At 68.0% G+C, this 15,983-nt stretch carries 12 protein-coding genes; 6 read left to right on the forward strand and 6 right to left on the reverse strand.

The features are described 5' to 3' along the window. Positions 1-222: 222 nt before the first annotated feature. The 5 genes from HRJ34_RS04945 (at position 223) to HRJ34_RS04965 (ending at position 5,734) form a co-directional block, all read left to right on the forward strand. Positions 223-1,176 carry a threonine ammonia-lyase gene (locus HRJ34_RS04945; RefSeq protein WP_208633478.1) on the forward strand — a complete coding sequence of 318 codons (954 nt, stop codon included), beginning with the start codon at positions 223-225 and terminating at the stop codon, positions 1,174-1,176. Positions 1,177-1,223: 47 nt separating this feature from the next. Next, positions 1,224-2,237: a Rieske (2Fe-2S) protein gene (locus HRJ34_RS04950; RefSeq protein WP_226949051.1), complete on the forward strand. Its 1,014-nt coding sequence runs from the start codon at positions 1,224-1,226 to the stop codon at positions 2,235-2,237. Positions 2,238-2,354: 117 nt separating this feature from the next. Beyond that, the gene (locus tag HRJ34_RS04955) at positions 2,355-4,427 is read left to right on the forward strand and encodes a TonB-dependent receptor (protein ID WP_208633479.1); all 2,073 of its coding nucleotides are present in this window, start codon (positions 2,355-2,357) and stop codon (positions 4,425-4,427) included. Between the two features lie 4 nt (positions 4,428-4,431). Next, a complete protein-coding gene (locus tag HRJ34_RS04960; RefSeq protein ID WP_208633480.1) occupies positions 4,432-5,277 on the forward strand; it encodes an SDR family oxidoreductase in 846 nt (281 codons plus the stop codon). Between the two features lie 13 nt (positions 5,278-5,290). Then, positions 5,291-5,734 carry an SRPBCC family protein gene (locus HRJ34_RS04965; protein WP_208633481.1) on the forward strand — a complete coding sequence of 148 codons (444 nt, stop codon included), beginning with the start codon at positions 5,291-5,293 and terminating at the stop codon, positions 5,732-5,734. Here HRJ34_RS04965 and alaS read toward each other — a convergent pair. Further along, positions 5,731-8,394 carry an alanine--tRNA ligase gene (gene alaS / locus HRJ34_RS04970; RefSeq protein ID WP_208633482.1) on the reverse strand — a complete coding sequence of 888 codons (2,664 nt, stop codon included), beginning with the start codon at positions 8,392-8,394 and terminating at the stop codon, positions 5,731-5,733. The genes HRJ34_RS04965 and alaS overlap by 4 nt on opposite strands. Positions 8,395-8,542: 148 nt before the next feature. Between alaS and HRJ34_RS04975 the strand changes: the two genes are divergently transcribed. Further along, positions 8,543-8,875: a c-type cytochrome gene (locus HRJ34_RS04975; protein ID WP_226949052.1), complete on the forward strand. Its 333-nt coding sequence runs from the start codon at positions 8,543-8,545 to the stop codon at positions 8,873-8,875. 9 nt (positions 8,876-8,884) lie between these two features. Here HRJ34_RS04975 and HRJ34_RS04980 read toward each other — a convergent pair whose 3' ends face one another. From HRJ34_RS04980 to HRJ34_RS05000, 5 genes are all read right to left on the reverse strand, one after another. Next, positions 8,885-9,511 (reverse strand): glutathione S-transferase family protein, encoded by a 627-nt coding sequence (locus HRJ34_RS04980; RefSeq protein ID WP_011951358.1) that lies wholly within the window; start codon positions 9,509-9,511, stop codon positions 8,885-8,887. 34 nt (positions 9,512-9,545) lie between these two features. After that, positions 9,546-9,893 carry a VOC family protein gene (locus HRJ34_RS04985; protein ID WP_011951359.1) on the reverse strand — a complete coding sequence of 116 codons (348 nt, stop codon included), beginning with the start codon at positions 9,891-9,893 and terminating at the stop codon, positions 9,546-9,548. Positions 9,894-10,057: 164 nt separating this feature from the next. Further along, positions 10,058-11,131, reverse strand: coding sequence for a recombinase RecA (gene recA, locus HRJ34_RS04990; protein ID WP_029992296.1), 1,074 nt, complete (start codon positions 11,129-11,131; stop codon positions 10,058-10,060). Positions 11,132-11,435: 304 nt separating this feature from the next. Beyond that, positions 11,436-13,847 carry a hybrid sensor histidine kinase/response regulator gene (locus HRJ34_RS04995; RefSeq protein WP_208633484.1) on the reverse strand — a complete coding sequence of 804 codons (2,412 nt, stop codon included), beginning with the start codon at positions 13,845-13,847 and terminating at the stop codon, positions 11,436-11,438. Positions 13,848-13,892: 45 nt separating this feature from the next. Beyond that, on the reverse strand, positions 13,893-15,938 hold the full coding sequence (locus HRJ34_RS05000) for a M13 family metallopeptidase (protein ID WP_208633485.1): 2,046 nt from the start codon (positions 15,936-15,938) through the stop codon (positions 13,893-13,895). Positions 15,939-15,983 lie beyond the last annotated feature (45 nt).

A 15,983-nucleotide genomic window follows, 5' to 3' on the forward strand; every position in this document is an offset into this window, starting at 1 on the left:
GGACGCGGCCTTTCGCGGTCCGGCCTATCCGAACGGATAGAGGTTTTCATCGCTCCGGCCATACACCTCCTTTCGGCAGCGCCGGAAGGCCGGCGCAAGGCTTGTCACCATCCGCCGTTCCCCCTCTCATGACGCCCATAAGCGATGGGCACGATCCATTGGGAGGGCAGGATGAAATTACCGGCATGTCCTTTCGCCGATCGGGCGGGAGGCGATTGAGCGATGGCCGTCGCCACCCCCGCGCTGCCGGCGCTGGCGGAGATCGAGGCCGCGCGCGAACGAATCGCCGGGATCGCCGATCCGACGCCGCTGGTCCGCCTCCAGGCCGACGGGCGCGCCGATATCCACCTCAAGCTCGAAACGCTTCAGCCCGTCGGCTCGTTCAAGGTCCGCTGCGCGGCCAACGCGCTGCTCCGCCGGGTCGAGGCCGGCGCGCGCGACGTCTCGACCGCCAGCGCGGGCAATTTCGCGCAGGGCCTCGCCTATGCGGGGCGGGAGCGCGGCGTGAAGGTGACCGCCTATGTCCCGGAGACCGCCGCCGAGAGTAAGCTCGACGGGCTCCGCCGGCTCGGCGCGGCGATCGTCGCGCTGCCCTATGACCGCTGGTGGGCGATGCTCGCCGAGGGTAGCGACGATGCCGGCTTCATCCATCCGGTCGCCGATCCCGACGTGCTGGCGGGCAACGGCACGATCGGGCTGGAGCTGCTCGACGCGCGCCCCGACCTCGCGGCGGTCATCGTCCCCTATGGCGGCGGCGGGCTGATCAGCGGAATCGCCGCCGCCCTCAGGGCGCGCGGATCGAATGCCCGCGTCATCGCCTGCGAGACCGAGGCCGGAGCACCGCTGCGCGCGGCGCTGGCCGCCGGCCGGCCGGTCACCATCCCGTTCGATTCGGGCAGCTTCGTCACCGGCATGGGCGGCCCCGCCGTGATCCCGGCGATGTGGCCGCACGTCCGCGCGCTGGTCGACGACACGGCGCTCGTCTCCCTCGCCCAGACCGCGGCGGCGGTGCGGCTGCTCGTCGAGCGGCACCACCTGATCGCCGAGGGCGCCGGCGCCGCTCCCGTCGCCGCGGCGCTCGCTCGCCAGCAGGCGGGGCCGGTCGCCTGCATCGTCTCCGGCGGCCATCTCGACCCCGGCCATCTCGTCGCCATCCTGGGCGGTGCGGTGCCCTGAGCACCGCCGCCCGCCCTACCCCATCATCCGTGTCAAAGGAGCAGATCGTGTCCACAACCATCATGAACCGTCCTACCGCCGGCAATCCGACGAGCCGCGCGCAGGGCGAGAAGATCCTGCTCGAAGGCGAGGACGGCCTGTTCACCCAGTCCTGGTTCCCGATCTGCCTGTCGAGCGACGTGCCGGTCGGCACGGTCAAGGGCTATGGCTTCCTCGACGGCCGCATCATCGTGTTCCGGGGCGAGGACGGCATCGCCAACGTCACCAGCGCCTTCTGCCCGCATCTCGGCGCGGACCTGCGATCGGGCGACGTCGTCGGCAACACCGTCCGCTGCGCCTTCCATCATTGGAACTATGACGGCCAGGGGCGTTGCGTCGCGACCAAGATCGGCGATGCGCCGCCGCCGTCCGCCCGCCTCTACAAATTCGTCAGCCAGGAGCGGTACGGCATCATCTGGGCATTCAACGGCGACGATCCGCATTACGACCTGCCCGACTTCCCCTATCCCGAGGAGGAACTGGTCTTCCGGACGGTCGTCAACGGCGAACCGAACGACGTCGATCCGTGGATCCAGTGCGCCAACACGCCCGACATGCAGCACATCAAGGCGCTGCATAACATCACGTTCACCCAGGACGATCCCGAGGACATCGCCTGGACCGACCATTCGATGGTCTACAGCTTCTCGGGCATCCATACCGACGGGTCGCCGGTCGACAATGTCGTCGGCATCTACGGCACGTCGCTCTACTATCAGACAACCGACTATGCGGGCCGCTGGTTCGGCTTCCTCAACCCGATGGGGATGCCCCGGGCCGGCTCCTCGCAGAATTACATGGTGCTGGCCGCGCGCCGCGACATGGGCACGCCCGAGGAGGTCGAGCGCTTCCTGGATTTCGTCGAGGAGCTCGAACGCGGCGTGGTGTCCGAGGACCTGATGGTCATGTCGTCGATCAAGTTCCGGCCGGGTACGCTGACCAGGAGCGACAAGACGCTCGCCCGCTTCTTCGACTATATGCGCGCCTATCCGCGCGCCCACCCGTCACGCGATTTCATCTGAGCGAGGAACGGCGGCAGCGACCGCCACAAGGGGACGTGGAGAAAAATCATGACAGGGAAACTCAGGATCGGCCGATGGGCCATTGGAACTGCTGTATTTTCGATCGCAACCATGGCCATGGCGCAGCAGCCCGAAACGGCCGGGCCAGCGATCGGGGCGGAGGAGGCGCCTGACCAGATCGTCGTCACCGGCCGCAAGCGCGAGGAGCGGCTGCAGGACGTGCCCGAGGCGATCACCGCCTTCACCTCGGCATCGATCGAGGCGGCGGCGATCGACAATATCCGCGACGTGGCGCTCAACGTGCCCAATTTCAGCATCTCGTCGGCCGAGCAGCCGGGCATCGTCCTGATCAACATCCGCGGCGTCGGCCAGGTCCGCAACGGCGAGCCGCCGATCGCGGTGGTGATCGACGGCGTCCAGCTCAACAACGTCAACCAGTTCACCCAGGACCTGTTCGACATCGAACGGATCGAGGTGCTGAAGGGACCGCAGGGGGCGGTCTACGGCCGCAACGCGATCGCCGGCGCGCTCAACATCGTCACCCGCCAGCCCACCAACGAACTGGAAGGCATGGTCGAGGGCACGATCGGCACCGGCAGCGACCTGCGCGCCCGCGCCGCGATCAGCGGGCCGATCGTCGAGGACAAGCTGCTGTTCCGCCTGTCTGGCGCGGTGCGCGATTTCGACGGCGACATCAGGAACGTGACCGTCGGCAAGGACATCAACAACGACAAGTCCTACAGCTTCCGCGGTAGCCTGATCGCCCATCCCAGCGAGGCGCTGACGATCGACATCCGCGGCTCGCGGACCGAGAACCACAGCGGCGCGGCCTGGTATTCCTTCGTGCCGCCGGGCGCGCGGCGGACCGACCTGCTGCCGATCACCGCCGACATACCAGGCAAGGTCGACCGCTATCTCCACGATGCGTCGGTCAAGATCGACTATGAATTCCCGGGCGCCACGCTGACCTCGGTCAGCGCCTATACCCGGACCAAATTCTTCCTGAACGAGGATTTCGACTTCCTGCCCTTCGATTATCTGTCGGGCACGCAGGGCTTCAAATCCGATGCGTGGAGCCAGGAGCTGCGGCTGACGTCGGATCCGGGCCGGTTCAACTGGATGGCCGGTGCCTATCTGATCAAGACCGACCAGAAGCTCGACAGCACGCTGTTCGTGCGGCCGGGGGCCGGCGGAGTACTGTTCCCCTTCCCGATCCCGGCGCCGACCGTCTTCACCGCCACCCGGTCGACCGACGACAATTTCGCCTACGCCTTCTTCGGGCAGGCCAATTATAGCGCGACCGACGCGCTCGATCTGTCGCTGGGGCTGCGCTACGACATCGACGAGCGCAAGCAGACCGACCGGGCGCTGCCCGGCCTGCCGCGCTACGACAAGACGTTCAAGGCGTTCCAGCCCAAGCTCGCCATCACCTACAAGCTGACGCCCGACGCCAATCTCTACGCCTCGGCGGGCAAGGGCTTCCGCAGCGGCGGCTTCAACCCCAACGCCCGCATCACACGCGTCTACAAGGCCGAGGAGAATTGGAGCTTCGAGACCGGCTTCAAGTCGACCTGGCTCGACCGCAAGCTGACCCTCAACGGCGCGCTGTTCTACACCCGCGTCAAGGATCGGCAGATCTACCTGTTCGACCAGCTCACCGGATCGCAGATCATCACCAACCCGATCCCGCGCTCGCGCATCTTCGGCGCCGAACTGGAGATGACGGCGCGGCCGGCGGACGGCCTCGACATCTCGCTGTCGGGCGGTTTCCTCGACACCAAGGTCACCCGCTACGACACGACGGTGTTCGCCGGGCTGCCCGCGGCCGGCGACTTCACCGGCAACGACCTGCCGCAAGTGCCGCGCTGGTCCTATTCGGCGGCGATGCAGTACCGCATCCCGCTCGGCGCCGACACCGATCTCACCCCGCGCATCGAGGCGAACGGCAAGGGCGGCCATTATTATTGGGAGGTCGACAATCGCGACCGGCTGAACTTCGTCAACCTGGTCAATGCCCGGCTGTCGCTGCGCACCGGCCCGGTGACGCTGACCGCCTATGTCGAGAACCTGTTCGACAAGGAATATCTGATCGACGTCGTCGCGCAGCGTTTCAGCGGTGCTCCGCTCGGCGATTACAACCAGAGGAGCTGGGGGCGGCGCTACGGCCTGACCGGCCGGTTCAACTTCTAGGCCGATGCGGGCGGCCGTCGTCACGGGGGCGTCGAGCGGCATTGGCCGCGCGACGGCCGCCCTGCTCGTCGAACGCGGGTGGCGCGTGTTCGGATCGGTCCGGACCGAAGCGCAGGCGGAGGCGCTGTCCGCCGCGCTCGGCCCGGCCCTCGTCCCGCTCCGCTTCGACCTGCGCGACGGCCCGGCGATCGCCGAGGCGGCCGGGCAGGTCGCGGCGGTGCTCGGGACGGATCGCCTGGCGGGGCTCGTCAACAATGCCGGGCTCGCCCATTTCGGGCCGCTCGCGGTGCAGCCGATCGACGATTGGCAGGCGCAGGTCGACGTCAACCTGACCGGCACGCTGCGCGTCGTCCAGGCCTTCCTGCCGCTGCTCGGCGCCGATCGCGCGCGCAGCGGACCGCCGGGGCGGATCGTCAATATCTCCTCGGTCAGCGGACGGATCACCCTGCCCTTCACCAGCGGCTATGCCGCGTCGAAACATGGGCTGGAGGCGCTGTCCGACGCGATGCGGCGCGAGCTGGCGATCTACGGCATCCGGACGATCGTCATCCAGCCCGGCGCGGTGCGGACGCCGATCTGGGACAAGGTCGACCGCCCCGAGGACGAACGCTTCGCGGACGGCGACTTCGGGCCGCCGTTCGCGCGGTTCAAGATCGCCTTCGCGGCGGCGGGCGAGGCGGCGCTCCCGCCCGAGCGCTTCGCGGCGCTGATCCACCGCGTCCTCACCATCCGCCATCCGCGCCCGCGCTATGCACTGATGCGCGGGCGGCTGGCCCATTGGACACTGCCGCGCCTGCTGCCCGACCGGATGCTCGACCGCATCCTCGCCGGCCGACTTGGCACCTCATGAGGATGGGAACAGCATGATCACCGTCGAGAAAGCCACCCGCGTCGCCGCGAACGCCGACCGGCTGTGGCATCTCCTGTCGAGCCGCGAGGGGCAATGCCGGCTCGAACGCGGCATCGTCGCGTCGATCGAGTTCGAGGGCGACGGCGTCGGCATGGTCCGCCACATGCGGCTCGAAGGCCATCCGCCGGAGATCGTCGTCAGGGAACGGCTCGATCATTGCGACGCTGTCGCGCGCGAGATGCGGCTGAGCATCGTCGATACCGGCGATATCGTGCCCTTCGCCTGCCACAGCGGCCATGCCCGCGTCATCCCCGCCGGGCCGGCAGCGTCGATCCTCTATCTGCGGACCAGCTTCGTGCCGGTCGACATGGAGGACGAGGCCGCCCGCGCGATCGCCGAGCGGAACCACGACATGCTGATCGCCAACGTCCGCGCGGCGCTGGCCGAGCCGGTTTAAGCCGGAACCTTCGCCAGCGCGTCGCGGACCGCCGCCACCGCATCGGCGGCCTTGTCGCCGTCGGGGCCGCCGCCCTGCGCCATGTCGGGACGGCCGCCACCGCCCTGCCCGCCGAGCGCCGCCACCGCGGCCTTGACGAGGTCGACCGCGCTGATCCGGTCGGCGAGGTCGGCGGTGACGCCGGCCGCGACGCTCGCCCGGCCGTCATTGACCGCGACGATCACCGACACGCCCGATCCGAGCGAGGCCTTGGCGTCGTCGACCAGTCCGCGCAGCCCCTTGGGATCGAGTCCTTCGACGACCTGCGGCAGGAACTTCACGCCCGCGACGTCCTCGGGGCCGGCGGCCTCGGCCTTGGAACCGCCGCCCAGCGCCAGCGCCTTCTTCGCCTCGGCCAGTTCGCGTTCGAGCTTGCGGCGCTCCTCGACCAGCGCGGCGATGCGCGCGGGCACATCGTCGGGCGCGGTCTTGAGCGCCGCGGCGGCTTCCTTGAGCTTCTCGTCGCGCTGGGTCAGCCATTGGCGCGCGGCCTCGCCGGTCAGCGCCTCGATGCGGCGCACGCCGCTCGACACCGCGCTTTCGGAGATGATCTTGAACAAGGCGATATCGCCGAGCGCGGAGACATGGGTGCCGCCGCACAGCTCGACCGAATAGCTCTTCGCGCCGAGGTCGCGATCGGCCTTGCCCATCGACAGGACGCGCACCTCGTCGCCATATTTCTCGCCGAACAGCGCCATCGCGCCGGCCTCGATCGCGGCGTCGGGGGTCATCAGCCGGGTGGTGACCTCGTCATTCTCGCGGATGTGGCGGTTCACCTCGGCCTCGATCGCGGCGATGTCCTCGGGCGTCAGCGCCTTGGGGTGCGAGAAGTCGAAGCGGAAGCGGTCGGCCGCGACGAGGCTGCCCTTCTGGGTCACATGGCTGCCGAGCCGGTTGCGCAGCGCCGCGTGGAGCAGGTGGGTCGCCGAATGGTTGGCGCGGATACGGGTGCGGCGATCGCCGTCGACGACCAGGTGGAGCGCATCGCCGGTCCGGACCGACCCGCTCACCACCGTGCCGCGATGCGCATGCACGCGGCCGAGCGGCTTGGCGGTGTCCTCGACCGCGATCTCCAGGCCGTCGTCGCCGGTGATCCGGCCGGCATCGCCCATCTGGCCGCCGCTCTCGCCGTAGAAGGGGGTCTGGTTGGTGACCAGCACCACCTCGTCGCCCGCCTTCGCCTCGGCGACGCGCTGGCCGTCCTTGACGATGGCGAGGAGCTGGCCGTCGCCCTCCTCGCTGACATAGCCGGTGAACTCGGTGCCGCCGAACTCCTCGGCGATGTCGAACCAGACCTCGTCCGACGCCTTCTCGCCCGATCCCTTCCAGGCGGCGCGCGCGGCGGCCTTCTGCTCGGCCATCGCCGCGTCGAAGCCGCTCCGGTCGACGCCCAGGTCCTGCGCGCGCAGCGCGTCCTCGGTCAGGTCGTAGGGGAAGCCGAAGGTGTCGTAGAGCTTGAACGCGACCGCGCCGGGCAGAACGTCGCCCGGCTTCATCGCGCCGGTCGCCTCGTCGAGCAGGCGCAGGCCGTTGGCCAGCGTCTGGCGGAAGCGGGTCTCCTCCAGCTTCAGCGTCTCCTCGATCAGCGGCTGCGCGCGGACCAGTTCGGGATAAGCGGCGCCCATCTCGGCGACGAGGCTCGGCACCAGGCGGTGCATCAGCGGCTCGGCCGCGCCGAGCAGGTGCGCGTGGCGCATCGCGCGGCGCATGATCCGGCGCAGGACGTAGCCGCGTCCCTCATTGGCCGGCAGCACGCCGTCCGCCACCAGGAAGCCCGAAGCGCGCAGGTGATCGGCGATGACGCGGTGCGACGCCTTGAAGTCGCCATTGGTCGCCGTCCGGGTCAGTTCGCCCGAGGCGGCGATCAGCGCCTTGAAGGTGTCCGTATCGTAATTGTCGTGGACGCCCTGCAGCACCGCCGCGATGCGCTCCAGACCCATGCCGGTGTCGATCGACGGCCTCGGCAGGTCGATGCGGGTCTCCTTGTCGACCTGCTCATATTGCATGAAGACGAGGTTCCAGATCTCGACGAAGCGATCGCCATCCTCGTCCGGGCTGCCCGGAGGGCCGCCGGGGATGTGCGCGCCATGATCGTAGAATATCTCCGAGCAGGGACCGCAGGGGCCGGTGTCGCCCATCGACCAGAAATTGTCCGAGGTCGGGATGCGGATGATCCGGCTCTCGGGCATGCCGATCTTCTTCCACAGGTCGAACGCCTCGTCGTCGGTGTGGAAGACGGTGACGGTCAGCCGGTCGGCCGGGATGCCCCAGGTGCCGGTGATCAGGCTCCAGGCGAGGCTGATCGCGCGTTCCTTGAAATAGTCGCCGAACGAGAAGTTGCCGAGCATCTCGAAGAAGGTGTGGTGGCGCGCGGTATATCCGACATTGTCGAGATCATTGTGCTTGCCGCCGGCGCGCACGCATTTCTGCGACGAGGTCGCGGTCGAATAGGGCCGTTTCTCGAGGCCTGTGAAGACATTCTTGAACGGCACCATGCCCGCGTTGACGAACATCAGCGTGGGATCGTTGTGCGGCACCAGCGGCGCCGACGGCACCAGTTCATGCCCTTCCTTCGCGAAATGGTCGAGGAACGAGCGGCGAATGTCGTTGGTCGAGGTCATGGGTGCGACTTAGGCGAGAGCAGGCCGCTTCTCAAGCGGTTCGGCGGAGGGCATGGCAGATCGTCGCTGCTACGTCCTAATGCGTATGGCCTAAAGCCCGCCCGGCGCGGAATATGACCCCATGATGTCCAGCCCCTCGAAACGATCCGTGGCCGTCCTGCTCGGCCTGTCCTGCCTCTTCGTATCGCAGGCCGCGACGGCCCGGCCCGACCGGCTCGCCCGCGAGGGCCATGCGCTGGCGGTGAAGCGGTGCGGCGCCTGCCACGCCACCGAGAAGACGGGCGCGAGCCCCCTCCCCATCGCGCCGCCCTTCCGTTCGCTGGGCTATCGCTATCCGGTGGAGACGCTCGACGAAGCGCTCGCCGAGGGGATCGTCGCGGGCCATCCCGACATGCCGTCAGATCCGTGGGAGCCGGCCGACATCAAGCGTTTCATCGCCTATCTGGAGAGCATCGGCCCGAAGCCGGCCAAGCCGCGCTGAGCCGCACGGTCATGCATAGGCGTAAGGTCCGCCCTTCTCCAAGGCGGCCTGATAGGCCGGGCGGGCATGGATGCGATCGAGCCAGGCGAGGATCGACGGGCGGCGGCCGTCGAGCTTGAGACGCTGGCGGCCGGCTTCGAGCGGGAAGCTCATCATCACGTCGGCGGCGCTGAACTCGGCACCGGCGAACCAGGGACGCTGGCTGAGCTCGCTCTCGACATAGTCGATGTGGGTCATAGCCATGCGGGTGACGAAGCCCCTGGCGGGCCATCCGAACGGCCCCATCCTGCCGATCACCAGCGACAGCAATAGCGGCGGCATCAGCGAGCCTTCGGCATAGTCGAGGAAATAGCGCCAGCGCAGCGCCCCGTCAGGGTCCTCGGGCGGGCCGAGCCGGCCGGCCGAGAGCGCCACCAGATATTCGAGGATCGTCGCGGTCTCGGCGACGACGCGGCCGTCATGCTCTACGACGGGCGACTTGCCGAGCGGATGGACCTGCTTGAGCGCGGGCGGCGCGAGCATCGTCTTCGGATCGCGTTCGTAGCGGCGGACCTCATAGGCGAGGCCCAGCTCCTCCAGCATCCACAGGACGCGCTGCGATCGCGAATTCTCGAGATGGTGGACGATGATCGCCATGGCAGCCTCCCGCGAGACGGCCCGGCTCGTCCGATCAGCCCGGCTCGTTCACATAGACGGCCAGTTCGTTACCCGAAGGCTCGCGGAAGTGGAAGCGGCGGCCACCGGGAAAAGCGAAGATCGGACGGCTGACCGTCCCGCCCGCCGCCTCGACAGACGCCAGCGCGGCTTCGAGATCGTCGGTCTCGATCACCGCGAGCGGCGCGCGGGTGGCGTCGCCCGCATCGCCGTTGAGGCCGATGTCGCTGCCGGCCTGCCCGGTCGTCGCGGCATAATCGGGGCCGAAGGCGGTCAGCGACCAGCCGAAGGCCTGTTCGAAGAAAGCCCTGGATGCGGCCGTGTCGCCGACCGGAAGCTCGACATAGTTGAGACGCGCGGTCATGGTTCTCGTCTCCCAATATTGGTCATCCCGGCGAAAGTCGGAATCTCCCTGCCTTTTCCATCGTCACCGCCAGCGGCACGAAGGAAAGGGAGATTCCAGCTTTCGCTGGAATGACGAGGGATGGTGCGGATGGGGGGGAGTCATCTCGCTCCCCCACCCTCGCCTCAGATGTCGTCGTCCTCGGACGGACCCGCCATCATCGCCTCGCCGACGCCGTCGGCATTGCCGCGGATCGCGGCTTCGAGCTTGGCGGCGACCTCGGGATTCTCGCGCAGATAGACCTTCGAATTCTCGCGGCCCTGGCCGATACGGATCGAATCATAGCTGAACCAGGCGCCCGACTTCTCGACGAGGCCGGCCTTGACGCCGAGGTCGAGCAATTCGCCGACCTTCGACACGCCCTCGCCATACATGATGTCGAACTCGACCTGCTTGAACGGCGGGGCGACCTTGTTCTTGACGACCTTGACGCGGGTGGCGTTGCCGACCACCTCGTCGCGGTCCTTGATCGCGCCGGTACGGCGGATGTCGAGACGGACCGAAGCGTAGAATTTCAGCGCGTTGCCGCCGGTCGTCGTCTCCGGCGAACCGTACATCACGCCGATCTTCATGCGGATCTGGTTGATGAAGATGACCAGGCACTTCGACCGGCTGATCGAGCCGGTGATCTTGCGCAGCGCCTGGCTCATCAGCCGGGCCTGGAGGCCGACATGGCTGTCGCCCATCTCGCCCTCGATCTCGGCGCGGGGAACCAGCGCCGCGACCGAGTCGATCACCAGCACGTCGATCGCGTTCGAGCGGACCAGCGTGTCGGCGATCTCCAGCGCCTGCTCGCCGGTGTCGGGCTGCGAGACGATCAACTCGTCGATATTGACGCCGAGCTTCTTGGCATAGACCGGATCGAGCGCATGCTCGGCGTCGATGAACGCCGCGGTGCCGCCCGCCTTCTGCGCCTCGGCGATCGCGTGGAGCGCGAGCGTGGTCTTGCCCGAGCTTTCCGGCCCGAACACCTCGACGACGCGCCCCTTGGGCAGGCCGCCGATGCCGAGCGCGATGTCGAGCCCGAGCGACCCGGTCGAGATCGCCTCGACCTGCATCGTCTCGCGGCTGCCGAGCTTCATCGCCGAGCCCTTGCCGAAGGCGCGGTCGATCTGCGCCAATGCGGCTTCAAGGGCCTTCTGCCTATCCATATTCGCTGCTTCCCTTTCGGATCCGATGAGCTTCAACTGCGCCGACATGTGCGTCACTCCCTCGTAGATCGGGTGGCCCGAAACCTCAAACCGGAAACGCGTGTACTCTTAATGTTCCATTAGAACAAGGGGAGAACTTATATTGTTTTGCCCTCAGACGCCGGGCGGCGGACATCCGTCCGCCTTGGCTATCCTCGCATAAGCTCGGGCGGCCGTTCGGCCTTGCGGGATGCTGGCGCATCCCGACGCTGAGCTGATCGTCGGAGCCCGTCAGGGCTGCGCAAGCGCGAACGCGCGCCCGAGCTTATGCGAGGATAGCCAAGGTCGCGGATGCGACCGCCAGCGCCTGAGGCTAACCAAGACGCGCGTGATCCGCGAGCGCCTCCCGCGCGGCCTGGCCGATCTGCTGGACCGAGAACGGCTTGGGCAGGAAGCCGATATTGTCGAGGTCGATCGAGCGGCGGAGCTGTTCCTCGGCATAGCCCGACATGAAGATGATCGGCAGGTCGGGCCGCTTCTCGCGCGCCGCGCGGGCCATGGAGGGGCCGTCCATCGTCGGCATCACCACGTCGGAGATGACGAGGTCGATCGGCTCCTCTCCGGCTTCCAATATCTCCAGCCCCTCCTCGCCGTTGGTGGCGGTGAGGACCTTGTAGCCCTGCCGCGCCAGCGCCCGCTCGGCGACGGCGCGCACCATCGCCTCGTCCTCGACCAGCAGGATGGTGCCGGTGCCCCACAGCTCGGTGCTCGCCTCCTTGACCGGCGCGCGGGCGGCGGCGGCCTTGGCGGGCGCCTCATGGACCGGCAGGTAGATGACGAAGCTCGTCCCCGCCCCCACCTCGCTCTCGGCGAAGATGAAGCCGCCGGTCTGCTTGACGATGCCATAGACGGTCGACAGGCCCAGGCCGGTGCCCTTGCCCACCTCCTTGGTGGTGAAGAAGGGCTCGAAGATCTTGTTGAGGTTCTCGGCCGAGATGCCGCTGCCGGTGTCGGTCACCTTCATCGCGGTATATTCGGTCACCGGCATGATCTCGATGCCGAGCCTCCGAACGTCGGCCTGCGAGACCGCATAGGTGTGGATCGTCAGCATGCCGCCGTCGGGCATCGCGTCGCGCGCGTTGACGGCGAGGTTGACGATCACCTGCTCGAGCTGCCCCGGATCGGCGCGGACGGTGCCGAGGTTGCGGCCATGGCTGACCTCGAGCCGGACGGTCTCGCCCAGCAGCCGGTTGAGCAGGTTCGATATCTCCGAGATGACGTCGGGGATCTGCAGGATCTGCGGGCGCAGCGTCTGCTGCCGCGAGAAGGCCAGGAGCTGGCGGGTCAGCGCCGCCGCGCGGTTCGAATTGTGCTTGATCTGCTGGATGTCGTCATAGTCGCTGTCGCCGGGGATGTGGCGCATCGTCATCAGGTCGCAATGGCCGATGATCGCGGTCAGGATATTGTTGAAGTCGTGCGCGACGCCGCCGGCGAGCTGGCCGACCGCCTGCATCTTCATCGCCTGGGCGACCTGCCGCTTGAGCCGCGACTCCTCGCTATTGTCCTTGAGGCTGAGCAGCACCGACGCCTTGCCGAGCCCCTTGGCGGCGGCAATCGTCAGCGAGACATTCTCCTCGGGCCGTTCCTTCAGCCGCACCGACAGGTCGCTCGCCGATCCACGCCCGGCGGAGAAGCGCCGTACCGCGTCGGAGACGGCGGCCTTGTCCTCCTCGACGACGAGGTCGCTCGGATAGACGATCGTCGCCTCCGGCCCCAGCCCGGCGGCGCGGCGGAACGAGCTGTTCATGAACAGGACGCGGCCGTCGCGCTCGGCCACGGCCAGGCCGATCGGCAGCATGCCGAGCAGCGCGTGGAGATCGCCGGTCGCCACCGCCCGCGCCTCCGCGCCATGGCCGGTCGGCTCGTCGAGCAGCAGGAACAGCGTGGCGTCGGCCCCGCCTTGGTTGTCGAGGGGTATCTGGATCAGGCGCACCGGATCGGCGGTAGCGGGATCGGCGGTGAGCCGGATCATGTCGCCGTCGCTGCGCAGCAGCTCGGCAAAGGCCCAGCCCGCGCTCGGCGCGTCGGCCGATCCCAGCGCGCGCTGCAGGAAGACGCGATTGGCGACGAGGCCGATGCCATTGCCGTCGACCAGCGCGGTCATCACCCCCGCGCTGCCGATCCGCCGGCCGATCTCGCTGCCCAGCATCCGCATGATGTCGCCCAGGCCGTCGAACTCGCTCGACCGGTGGAAGCGCCAGACGAGGTGATCGTCGCCATTGCCCGCGCGCCGGACGATCACGTCGATCAGGCCGCGATCGGTCGACAACCCGGCGATCTGGGCGAGGCCATCGCGTCGCGCCGCCAGCGCCGCCGAGGAAAGCTGCATCCGGGTGGTCGCGTCGAGCGGCAGGCCCGGCGGCGTCGGCAGCCCGCCGAACCAGGTCTCATATTGGCGATTGGCGCAGAGCAGCTCGCCACCCGGTCCGGTGATCGCGACACCGGACGCCGAATCCTCGATCGTGCCGAGCAGCAATTCGGTGTCGAGCAGCCGTACGGGCCGGCTGTGGATCCGCGCGCGGACCGTCGCCACCAGCAGGATCATGCCGATCCCCAGGCAGAAGGCGAGCATGAACAGGCCGGCGACCAGCAGATTGTCGGTCGCGCCCCAGATCATCCCGGCCATGCCGATCGAGGCGATGAAGGCGAGCACCGCCAGCAGCAGGTTGAGCGCGAAGCGGCCCGAGCTCGCGGAGATCGGGGCGGCGGAGAACAGCGTGGCCATCCGCGCTTGTTCTCCGCCGCCCGTCCTTTCGTCAAGCGGGACGCCCTACCAGATGTGCAGGCGATCCGCCGGCGCGAGGTACATCTTCTCGTCGGCCTTCACGTCATAGGCCTCGTAGAAGGGATCGAGGTTGCGGACGACCCAGGCGCGCTGGATCGAGGGCGAGTGCGGATCGGTGAGCAGCCGTTGCCGCAGATTGGCCTCGCGATAGTTGCGGCGCCACACCTGCGCCCAGCCCAGATAGAAGCGCTGGTCGCCGGTGAAGCCGTCGATCACCGGCGCCTTCCGCCCCTTCAGCGCCATCTGATAGGCCTCATAGGCGACGGTCAGGCCGGCGAGATCGGCGATGTTCTCGCCCTGGGTCAGCGCGCCCTGGATGTGCAGGCCGGGCAGCGGCTCATAGGCGTCATATTGCTTGACGATCCGGTCGGTCAGCACGCCGAAGCGCTTGACGTCGTCGGCCGTCCACCAGTCGGACAGCCGGCCGTGCATGTCGTACTTGGCGCCCTGATCGTCGAAATGATGGCTGATCTCATGCCCGATCACCGCGCCGATGCCGCCATAGTTGATCGCCGGATCGGCATGCGGATCGAAGAAGGGCGGCTGCAGGATCGCCGCGGGGAAGACGATCTCGTTCATCGCGAAGTTGGCGTAGGCGTTGATCTCCATCGGGGTCATGCCCCATTCGGTCCGGTCGATCGGCCGGCCCAGCTTGTTCAGGTTGCGCCGCCATTCGAAGGCGCTGGCGCGCAGCACGTTGCCGAGCAGGTCGCCGCGCCGGATCTCCAGCGCGGAATAATCGCGCCACTTGCTCGGATAGCCGATCTTGGGCGTGAAGGCGGCCAGCTTGGCGCGCGCCTTCACCTTGGTCTCGGGCGACATCCAGCTCAGCCCGTCGATCCGTCGACCCATCGCGGCGATGACGTTGCGGACCAGCTCGTCGGCGGCGGCCTTGGTCTCGGGGGTGAAGTAGAGCTTCACATATTCCTGGCCCAGATCCTCGCCGACCTGTTCCTTGACCAGCGTGACGCCGCGCTTCCAGCGCTCGGAATTCTGCGGGGTGCCCGACAGCACCGTCTGGTTGAAGGCGAACTCGGCATCGACGAACGGCTTCGACAGATAGGGCGCCTCGGCGTTGATCGCCGCCAGCAGCAGATAATCCTTGAGCAGCTCGACCGGCGCCGCCGCGATCGCCCTGGCCATGCCGGCGAAGGCGCTGGGCTGGCCGACCAGATAATCGGCCTGGCCGTCGAGGCCCGCCGCCTTCAGATAGGCGTCCCAGTCGAAGCCGGGCGCGTTCCTCGCGAAGTCGCCGCGTGTCCATTTGTTGTAGGTCTTGGTGCTGTCGCGCGAATCGACGCGGGTCCACTGGACCTTGGCCAGCTCGGTCTCGAAGGCGAGGATCGCCGCCGCCCGCTCGTCGGCGCGCGGCTCGCCCGCCAGGGTCAGGAGCTGCGCGACATAGGCCTGATAGGCCGCGCGCGTCTTCGCCATGTCGGCATCGGGCTTCAGATAATAGTCGCGATCAGGCAGGCCGAGCCCGCTTTGCCGCACGATCGCGATATAGCTTTCGGGATATTTGTCGTCCTGGTCGACGAAGGCGCGGAACGGCGTCCGGATGCCGAGGCGCAGATAGTCGCCCATCTTCGCCGCGACCGCGGACCGGTCGTCGATCGCCTTGACCGCGTCGAGCAGCGGCTTGAGCGGCGCGATCCCGGCGGCGTCGACCGCCGCTTCGTCCATGAAGCTGGCGTAGAGGTCGCCGATCCGGGTGCCGCGCGTCTTCGCGACCCGTTCGAGGATGTCGTGGCTGCGCGCCATCGACAGTTCGTCCAGCACGGTGAACATGCCGAAGTTCGACCGATCCGCCGGGATCGGCGTGTCCTTCGCCCAATCGCCATTGGCATAGGCGTAGAAATCGTCGCCGGGGCGGACGCTGCGATCCATGCCGGCGGCATCGAAGCCGAAATCGCCATAGGTCGGCTTGGCCGTGGCCTTCGCCGGCGCGGCGCGCGCGGCATCGCCGGCGATCGGCGCCGCCACGGGCACGAGCATGCTGCTCGCCGCGAGAGCGATCAGGAAAATCTTCATGGGAACCTCGGTGTATGATCTGACTATGACGGCTGGCTTACCATC

Source organism: Rhizorhabdus wittichii (assembly GCF_017607425.1).
GTDB lineage: Bacteria > Pseudomonadota > Alphaproteobacteria > Sphingomonadales > Sphingomonadaceae > Rhizorhabdus > Rhizorhabdus wittichii.

Coding starts and splice junctions, on each gene's coding strand:
- HRJ34_RS04945 (WP_208633478.1), top strand. CDS start 223: ATGGCCGTCGCCACCCCCGCGCTGCCGGCGCTGGCGGAGATCGAGGCC.
- HRJ34_RS04955 (WP_208633479.1), top strand. CDS start 2,355: ATGGCGCAGCAGCCCGAAACGGCCGGGCCAGCGATCGGGGCGGAGGAG.
- HRJ34_RS04960 (WP_208633480.1), top strand. CDS start 4,432: ATGCGGGCGGCCGTCGTCACGGGGGCGTCGAGCGGCATTGGCCGCGCG.
- HRJ34_RS04965 (WP_208633481.1), top strand. CDS start 5,291: ATGATCACCGTCGAGAAAGCCACCCGCGTCGCCGCGAACGCCGACCGG.
- alaS (WP_208633482.1), bottom strand. CDS start 8,394: ATGACCTCGACCAACGACATTCGCCGCTCGTTCCTCGACCATTTCGCG.
- HRJ34_RS04980 (WP_011951358.1), bottom strand. CDS start 9,511: ATGGCGATCATCGTCCACCATCTCGAGAATTCGCGATCGCAGCGCGTC.
- HRJ34_RS04985 (WP_011951359.1), bottom strand. CDS start 9,893: ATGACCGCGCGTCTCAACTATGTCGAGCTTCCGGTCGGCGACACGGCC.
- recA (WP_029992296.1), bottom strand. CDS start 11,131: ATGTCGGCGCAGTTGAAGCTCATCGGATCCGAAAGGGAAGCAGCGAAT.
- HRJ34_RS04995 (WP_208633484.1), bottom strand. CDS start 13,847: ATGGCCACGCTGTTCTCCGCCGCCCCGATCTCCGCGAGCTCGGGCCGC.
- HRJ34_RS05000 (WP_208633485.1), bottom strand. CDS start 15,938: ATGAAGATTTTCCTGATCGCTCTCGCGGCGAGCAGCATGCTCGTGCCC.